Genomic DNA, 9,070 nt, shown 5'->3' with positions numbered 1-9,070 from the left:
AACAGCAGTATGCGTTTTATTTCTCCCCAAATAAACACTACAGGCTTAACTGAAATTATTATTAGTTTCAAGCATTTCTTCGACCACGCCAGTACCAACGCAAATCCCTTTAAGCTTAGTGTTGAAACTCGCAAAACCACAAGCTCACCCTGGCACGAAGTGTGGGTAGAAAGTGCCACGAATGACATTGGTCCCGAAACAGTTACTATTGTTGTAAATAATAGTGATGTCGGTGTTTCTACATTTCAATTTTGTATAAAAGTTGAAGGTTCGAGTACGGCTATGGCATTATGGGCTATAGACGATATTGAAGTTGTTGTCCCTCTTAACTTAGACGTGTCTCTATCTTCACTTAACCTGCCTAATCTTTTTACCGGAAATCAGTCTGTTAGTGGAAAAATTGTAAACTTAGGAAAAACAGTTGTTAATACTGCTAATGTAAGCTACGAAGTTGACGGCAACGGAACTGTTCGTACAACCTCACTTAGCGGTCTTAATTTAAAAATAGGAGATGCTGCAAATTATTATTTCGCTGATTCGCTTATTGCCGAAATGGGTCAACACCAAATAAAAGTTTGGGTTTCGGATGTGAACGGAAGCACTACAGGCGACGATAATCCCGACAACGACACCTTAACAAGAAACTATACCGTACCCGAATTCATTAGGTACCAACGTGCGCTTTACGAAGAGTTTACAAGTAGCACCTGCGGTCCATGTGCAAACTTTAACAATTCAACTATGACTCCATTTGCAAATATACATGCTGATGAAATTTGTTTAATAAAATATCAAATGAGCTGGCCCGGCTCAGGCGACCCATACTATACTGCCGAAGGAGGAGTTAGAAGAGGCTACTATGGTGTTAACGCCGTACCCGATTTGTATGCCAACGGAAAAGTTTGCGCAACAAACACCGCTGCAATGACACAAGTTTTAAACACTTCGGCTCAAACTATGGTTTACCTTGATATTCAATCGCAACACGAAATTTCTGGCAACAATGTTTATATAGACTGCAACATAAGATCAATTTATGAATATGGTAATTACACTTTGCATATTGTAATTATTGAAAATGAAACTACCGGAAACGTTGGTTCTAATGGAGAAACAAAATTCCAACATGTTATGATGAAAATGGTTCCCGATGCTAACGGAAAAAATATAGTAATTCCTGCTAACGAAACCCTAAACTTTACCCATAATGTAAATATGGTTGGAACTCACGTTGAAGAAATGGACGACCTTAGTGTTGTTGTTTTCTTGCAGAAATACACAACAAAAGATATTTTAACATCTAATTATTCATCCGAAACAGGTTCGATACTTAAATTTTATCCTCAAAATGGTGCTACAGATGTTTCTATATTTGATTCTATAGTTATTAATTTCCGTCAACCTGTTAGAAACACAAACGGTTCGCTACTAAATAGCAGCAACCTCCAAAATGTTATTACGTTTAAAGAAAATAATAGTTTTGGAGAAGATGTTGAATTTACAGCCGAAATAAGTTCGGATAACAAAGTAATCACTATTTATCCTACAGAAAAACTAAAATCGCTACAACAATACTATGTAAAAATTGATGAACTTATGAATTATGCAGGTGTTCATACTATTGCCACTTCCACAACTTTTACAACCGAATATAATAATGTTGGCGTTGAATATAAATCTATTGAAGTTGTTGAAGTTTACCCGAATCCGGCTAGCGACAGAATTATCGTAAAATCAAAAGATATGAGCGAAATTAGCAAAATTCAATTGGTAAACACCTTAGGACAAGTAATAAAATCAATAGATAATCCTAACAGAAACTCTGACGTTGTTGCTCTTGACGTAACAAATGTTCCTTCAGGAGTTTACGTTGTTAAAGTTGTACGTAACAACCGCTCGTTAAGTTCAAAAGTTATTATCAGACACTAAAACCAATGGTTTAAAAACAATATTCATAAAGAGCTGTCGTTTATATGACGGCTCTTTATGTAATTAACCTCAACCGAAAATTATTAATTAAAAGAAGATTTACAGCACATGAACTACAAAAACTTTATCGCACTACTAATAAGCATTTTATGTTTAAACATAGGAGTTGCCCAACAATTGCAAAAAACCTACTATTTTGAAACTCCTACAATAGAAAACATAAACGAATTTCAGGTAATTAAATTTAACAACACATTGCTTACTGCTCCTTTAGGTCAGCCGGTATTGCCTTACCAGCAAGTAAAACTTCTTTTGCCTCCAAATACGGTTGCAACCAATATAGGACTTGTCTACGGTCCTGAAATTCAGGTAAATATAAGCAAGCAAATATATCCGCAACAAAACGTCAGAACATTTTCAGATGACGTAAGTTCTGAATTTGTCATGGACAACGAAGTTTATAAGCAAAAAGGAATTTATCCCGCAGAAAAAACAGGAGAACTAATAAATTCGGTTTTTCACGGACACAACGTATTGCTTAGCTCGTTTACGCCCGTTAATTACAATCCTACCGAAGGAACTGCAACATACTACTCGTGGGTTAAGGTTGTTGTTGAAACAGAAACAAATAATAAGATAAATTTAATTTCGCAAAACGAAAGTAAAAAACACCATGTAACTTCGTTTGTCGATAATCCAAAACTTATCTCCGACTACAGATATACTAAAAAAAGCAGTAGCGAAGACTACGACATACTTATTGTTACCGGCGCCGGCTATGTAGAACGCTTTGAAAACTTTATCCCAAACTATTCAAAACGCGGACTTATTGCAAAAGTTATTTCCACCGATTCTATCAGCTCTAGCATGAGCGGACAAGATTTGCAAGAAAAAATACGTAATTTTATCATTCAAGAATACCAAAACTGCAATATTGAATTTGTCCTTTTAGGCGGCGATGTTGAAATAATACCACACAGAGGTTTTTATTGCTTTGTTGAATCGGGTTTCGGCTATAGCGATACTAATATTCCTGCCGACCTATATTATTCGGCTCTCGACGGCAATTGGAACACCAACGGTAACAACATGTGGGGTGAGCCCGGCGAAGATGACCTATTGCCTGAAGTTTCTGTAGGCAGATTACCCTTTAGCGACATATACGAACTTGATAAAATGCTATTTAAAGCTCGTAAGTACATTTTTGAACCCGTTGTAAACGAACTCGATAAAGTGCTATTAGCAGGCGAATTTTTATACGACAACCCGCTAAGCTACGGAAGCGACTACTTGAACTTGCTTGTAGGTTTGAGAGACGACAACGGATACACAACAAACGGTATTCCTTTTTCACACAGCATAGATTCTTTGTACGATGAGTATGGTACTTGGTCGGCAACTACAATTATTGAAAAAATTAACGAAGGTTACCCACTACTGTTTCACGTAGGACACGCCAATTATAACTACGTTATGAGACTTTACACTCACCAAATTACAAACGCAAATTTTCCTAATATAGACGGAACCACACACAATTTCCCTTTAATATATTCGCACGGTTGTATTTGCGGAGCTTTTGACGAAAACGATTGCATTGGCGAAACAATGGTAAAAATAAATAATTTGGCAAGTGTGTTTATAGGAAACTCAAGATACGGCTGGTTTAACGAAGGACAAACCGAAGGACCGTCGGCTCACCTCAACAGAGAATTTGTCAGCGCCTTGTTTGGCAACAGCATAAACAACGTTGGTCAAGCTCACAAAGACTCTAAAACAGCGACGGCTCCCTGGGTTACAGCTCCCGGACAATGGGAACCCGGTGCTCTCAGGTGGTGCTTCTACTGCTGTAACGTTTTAGGTGATCCGGCTTTGGCTTTGTACACTGATATGCCAAAAAATATTACCGTAACTTATCCTAACAGCATCGCTTCTAACTCAACTTCTATGAACGTTTCTGTTCAAACAAATGAAGTCAGACCTGGTAACATATCTTGCGTTGTTATGATTAACGATACCATTATTGGTAAAGCTGTTACTGATGGCAACGGAAACGCAACTATTAATTTTAATGTTCAACCTTATGGTACTAGTGCTAAATTATACGTTTCGGGACTTAACATTATTCCTACCGAATACCCTATTACTATATCATCTCTAAGTACACAGTACAACGCTAAACTAAACTTTAGTATTTCGCCAAATCCTGCTACGCACAACGCCAGCATTACTCTAGACGAAAACTATGAAAACGCTAGCTACTCAATATACGACATGCAAGGCAAACTTGTTTTGAGTAACGCATCAGTTAATAGCGACAAAATAAATATTAACGTTTCGCAACTTAATAAAGGAATTTATATTGTAAAAGTTGCTACAAAAGACAAATCGGGATACAGCAAATTAGTAGTTAAATAGTTGTTTGGTATAGCTAATGGTATTTAGTAGCATAATTTTTTTATTTTTCTTCCTACCCTTATTTTTGGTTTGTTACTATTTAACACCAAAAAAAATAAGAAACTACACATTAATTGTGTTCAGTTTGATTTTTTACGCTTGGGGAGCACCCTGGTTTGTGTTCTATCTATTGGCATCAACATTAGCCAATCATTATATTGTTGTGGCAATGCACAATGCCAAATCGGTGAAAATAAAAAAATTATGGCTTGCAGCTTCAATAACTTTAACCATAGGTTTATTAGTTTACTTTAAATACGCCAACTTTATTGTCGAAAACATAAACTTTATCAGGCATTTGTTTGGAGAAATGCCTTTGGTTTGGAAAAGGGTGATGCTACCTATAGGTATTTCATTCTTTTCGTTCCAATCGGTTACATATAGCGTCGATATTTACCGTAACCAAAATGTCCCTCAAAAGCGTCCGCTTAACTATTTGCTTTATATAATACTATTTCCGCCATTAATTGCCGGACCTATTATTCGCTACAACGAAATTTCAGACCAAATAACAAAACGTAGGGAAAATACAAGCGATTTTGTTCATGGTTTTATCCGATTTTGTATTGGATTGGGACGAAAAGTCCTTATTGCCGACGTGTTAGGAACCGAAATTGATAAAGTTTTTGCTTCCGATTTTGCGGTACTCGATTCAACAACAGCTTGGTTTACAATAGTTGCCTACACACTCCAACTTTACTTCGATTTTTCGGGCTACTCCGATATGGCTATAGGCTTAGGCAGGATGATTGGTTTTAAATTTCCCGAGAACTTTAATAATCCTTATACCGCCGAAAGCGTTGCTAAATTTTGGCGAAAATGGCACATGACTTTCAGCGATTTTATGCGCGATTATTTGTATATTCCTTTGGGTGGAAACAGAGTAAAAACGCAAGCACGACTTTACTTCAACCTTTGGGTGGTTTTCTTCTTGTCAGGATTCTGGCACGGTGCCAGCTGGAACTTTGTTATATACGGTGCAACACATGGACTATTCATGGTTATAGAAAAATTGGGTTTTTATAAGGTTTTAAAAAAAGTGCCTCGCGTGTTCAGGATAGCATACACAATGATGGTTGTTATACTTGCCCGTGTACTATTCAGAATTGAAAAACTACCCGATGCCGTAGCATTTTATAAAAGTTTGTTTAAATTTGAATTCGGAAAAATTACTTACGACTGGCATTTCTTGCTAATAATGCTGATTGGATATTTCTTCTCTTTTGTTACACTTTTTAAATGGGGACAAAAATGGGAACAACAAGTATTTTATTCAAACTATAACAGTAAGCAAATGGCTGTATATTTTCCAATTGCAGTTATTTTGTTTATTTTGTCGGTTGCATTTTTAACGGGTTCGGGCTTTAGTCCGTTTATTTATTTCAGATTTTAAAGCGTTTGTGATGAAGAAAAAATTTGTTTACATACTTTTGTCAATAATAATATCAGCACTTATAAGTCTGCCTGCCATACAAATGTTTTTTCCGTTTGCAAAAGTCAAGAAACTTTATGGTGTTACGTACAAACAAGAAAAACCTGAATTTGTAGTTAAAGACTGGATTAATTTTGAATATCAGCCCAAACTATACCAATATCTGTTAGAAAATTACGGTTTCAGACCTCATTTCATCAGATGCTATAATCAACTACTATTTTCGGCTTTCGGAAAGTATAATTCCAGCGTTATTACATACGGAAAAGACGGACAACTATACGAGCCATGGTTCATAGACACTTACTACGGCAACGATTTTATTGGCGATAGCTTAGTTATTGAAAAAGTAAAGAAAATAAAGTCCGTTCAGTTAGAATTGGAAAAAAGAAACACAAAGCTAATGGTGGTTATTAAGCCGGGCAAAGCCTCGTACTACCCCGAGTACATTCCCGACCGTAAAAAATCTGAAAAAAAACGCAACAACTACGAAGCTTTTAATCAATACCTAGCCGAATACAATGTTCCGTACATAGATTTTAATGGACTGTTTATGAGTGCCAAAGATACCACAAAGTATCCGCTATTTCCTAAAACCGGAACACACTGGAGCGTATACGGCGGAACGATTACATTAGATACTATTACACGTTTTATGGAAAATCTTGTGGGCAAAAAAATGACCGATGTTTCATATACCAATATAACCGAAACAACTGAATTTACCGACCAAGATATAGACTTAGAAAATTTAATGAACCTGATATTTCCACTTGATAGAGGCACTACGGCAACTGTTGATATTGTTTACAAAAACGACTCTACAACTTATAAACCATCGGTTATATGCATTAGCGATAGTTTTTACTGGATTTTATTCGGACTACCCAAAAAAGAAGAAATATACAGCGATATTAAATATTGGTACTACCACAATGATGTTTACCCCGATATGTTTAAAAAGCCTACATACGCTAAAGAATTAGACCTCTATCAGCAAATAGAAAACACCGACATCATAATGGTTATGGCTTGTACATCGACTTTAAAAGATATAGGCTGGGGTTTCTTTGAAAGAGCCTACGACTCGCTTTGTAAACAGTAATTTAAGCATCAAAAAAACGAATGTTAATAAATCAAAAAAAACTAATTGCCCATAGCTTTTATAACTTCTTATTAATAATTTTGCTAACTAATAATAACACACAAACTTAAAATTATATACATATGAAAAGAATTTACGTATCGGTTATTCTAATTTTGTTTAGCATAACTGCATTGTACGCACAAGAAGCAGCTCGCCTAATGCGCTTCCCGACTATACACAAAGGTCAGGTTGTTTTTTCCTATGCAGGCGATTTATACACAGTAAACGAAAACGGCGGTGTTGCTCGCCAGCTAACGTCTCACGACGGCTACGAAATGTTTTCTAAATTCTCGCCCGACGGAAAGTACGTAGCTTTTACAGGTCAGTACGACGGCAATACCGAAGTGTTTGTTATGCCGGCTCAAGGCGGCGAACCTAAACGTCTTACACACACTGCTACGCTCGGCAGAGACGATGTGTCGGACAGAATGGGACCAAACAATATAGTTATGGCTTGGACTCCCGATAGCAAATACGTTATATATCGCTCTCGCAAAGCATCGTTCAACTCATTTGTCGGACAACTATACAAAGTACCTGTCGAAGGTGGTATGAGCGAACAGCTACCGCTTGCTGCAGGCGGTTTTTGTTCATTTTCTCCCGACGGAACAAAATTAGCTTTTAACCAAGTTTTTAGAGAGTTCAGAACATGGAAATACTACCAAGGCGGCATGGCTGACGATATTTGGATTTTCGACTTTAACACAAACGAAGTATCGCAAATTACCAACAACGTCGCTCAAGATATTCAACCAATGTGGTACAACGATAAAATTTACTTCCTCTCCGATAGAGACAGAACTATGAACCTGTTTGCCTACGACACAAAAACAAAACAAACAGAAAAGGTTACGCATTTTATGGATTACGACATAAAGTTCCCTTCGCTAGGAGATGGCAAAATTATTTTTGAAAAAGGCGGATATCTGTTCACTCTCAATTTAAGCAACAACGAAATAAAACAAATAAATATAAGAATTGCCGAAGATTTTATCGGTAGCAGGAGCAAATACGTTGATGCATCAAAAAGCATTTACTCTTACGAAATATCGCCCAAAGGCGACTTTGCTTTGTTCAGCTCACGTGGCGATGTTTATATTGTTCCGAAAGAAAAAGGCGTTACGTATAATATAACTAAATCTTCCGGTGCTCACGATAGAAACCCGAAATGGTCGCCTGATGGAAAATATATTGCATACATTTCAGATATTTCCGGCGAATTTGAAATTTACATTCAAAGCACCGACCTATCGACTGAACCTGTTAAAGTTACCGATAATGCCGACACATACACTTTCAGTATTATGTGGTCGCCCGACAGCAAAAATATTTTATTCAACGACAAAAAGAACAGACTCAGAAGCGTTAACATCGAAACCAAAAAAATAACCGAAATCAGCCAATCGGATATTTGGGAGTACAACTACTTTAACTGGTCGCCCGACAGCAAATGGGTTGTCTATAGCGAGCCAATGAAAAACGATATGAATAAAATTATTCTGTACAATATGCAGGATGCTAAAAAATACGACGTAACAAGAGGTTGGTATAACGCATCAAATCCTGTATTCAGCTCCGACGGAAAATATCTGTTTTTTACTTCCGATAGAGATTTTAATCCTACATATAGCCGTACCGAATGGAATCACGCCTACAACAACATGAGCAAAATATATTTGGTAACGCTAAGTAAAGATACACCTTCGCCTTTTGCTCCAAAACTTCAAAATTTATCCGTTGACGACAGCAAAAAAGATGACGGCGCAGATAAAAAAGACAGTAAATCCGATAAAAAAGATAGCAAAACCGACAAGAAAGAAGAAACAAAACCCGTTACCAAAATAGATACGGACGGCATTCAAGATAGAGTCATCAACCTGCCGATTAGCTCGGGATATTATTTCAACCTAACAAGCGTTGGCGATAATTTGTATTACCACCACTACGACAACAGCGGCGTTAGCTTAAAATTGTTCAACCTTGACAAAAACAAAGAAACCGACCTGAAATATAAAGGTGGATATGAAATATCTGCCGACGGCAAAAAAATGTTGGTATCGCAAAACGGCTATGCTATAATTGACCTTCCGCAAGGGGAAATCTCA

5 protein-coding genes are annotated in these 9,070 nt (G+C 37.0%); all 5 read left to right on the top strand.

Translation table 11 applies throughout. From position 1 onward, the window contains the following. Positions 1–1,929, top strand: a 1,929-nt coding sequence (locus PHP31_09315; GenBank protein ID MDD3739476.1) for a T9SS type A sorting domain-containing protein, incomplete at its 5' end; no start/stop codon positions are given. Between the two features lie 108 nt (positions 1,930–2,037). After that, positions 2,038–4,347: a C25 family cysteine peptidase gene (locus PHP31_09310; protein MDD3739475.1), complete on the top strand. Its 2,310-nt coding sequence runs from the start codon at positions 2,038–2,040 to the stop codon at positions 4,345–4,347. Positions 4,348–4,573: 226 nt separating this feature from the next. Next, positions 4,574–5,779, top strand: coding sequence for an MBOAT family protein (locus PHP31_09305; protein MDD3739474.1), 1,206 nt, complete (start codon positions 4,574–4,576; stop codon positions 5,777–5,779). 10 nt (positions 5,780–5,789) lie between these two features. After that, positions 5,790–6,923: a hypothetical protein gene (locus PHP31_09300; GenBank protein ID MDD3739473.1), complete on the top strand. Its 1,134-nt coding sequence runs from the start codon at positions 5,790–5,792 to the stop codon at positions 6,921–6,923. A gap of 122 nt (positions 6,924–7,045) precedes the next feature. Then, a partial coding sequence (locus PHP31_09295; protein MDD3739472.1) for a protease occupies positions 7,046–9,070 on the top strand: 2,025 nt, incomplete at its 3' end.

The sequence above is a fragment of the Lentimicrobiaceae bacterium genome, assembly GCA_028697555.1.
Lineage (GTDB): Bacteria > Bacteroidota > Bacteroidia > Bacteroidales > UBA4417 > UBA4417.
This window is presented reverse-complemented; position numbering and strand designations above follow the sequence as displayed.

Bases quoted from the DNA above. Each gene is read 5' to 3' on its own strand.
- PHP31_09310 (MDD3739475.1), top strand. From the start codon at position 2,038: ATGAACTACAAAAACTTTATCGCACTACTAATAAGCATTTTATGTTTA.
- PHP31_09300 (MDD3739473.1), top strand. From the start codon at position 5,790: ATGAAGAAAAAATTTGTTTACATACTTTTGTCAATAATAATATCAGCA.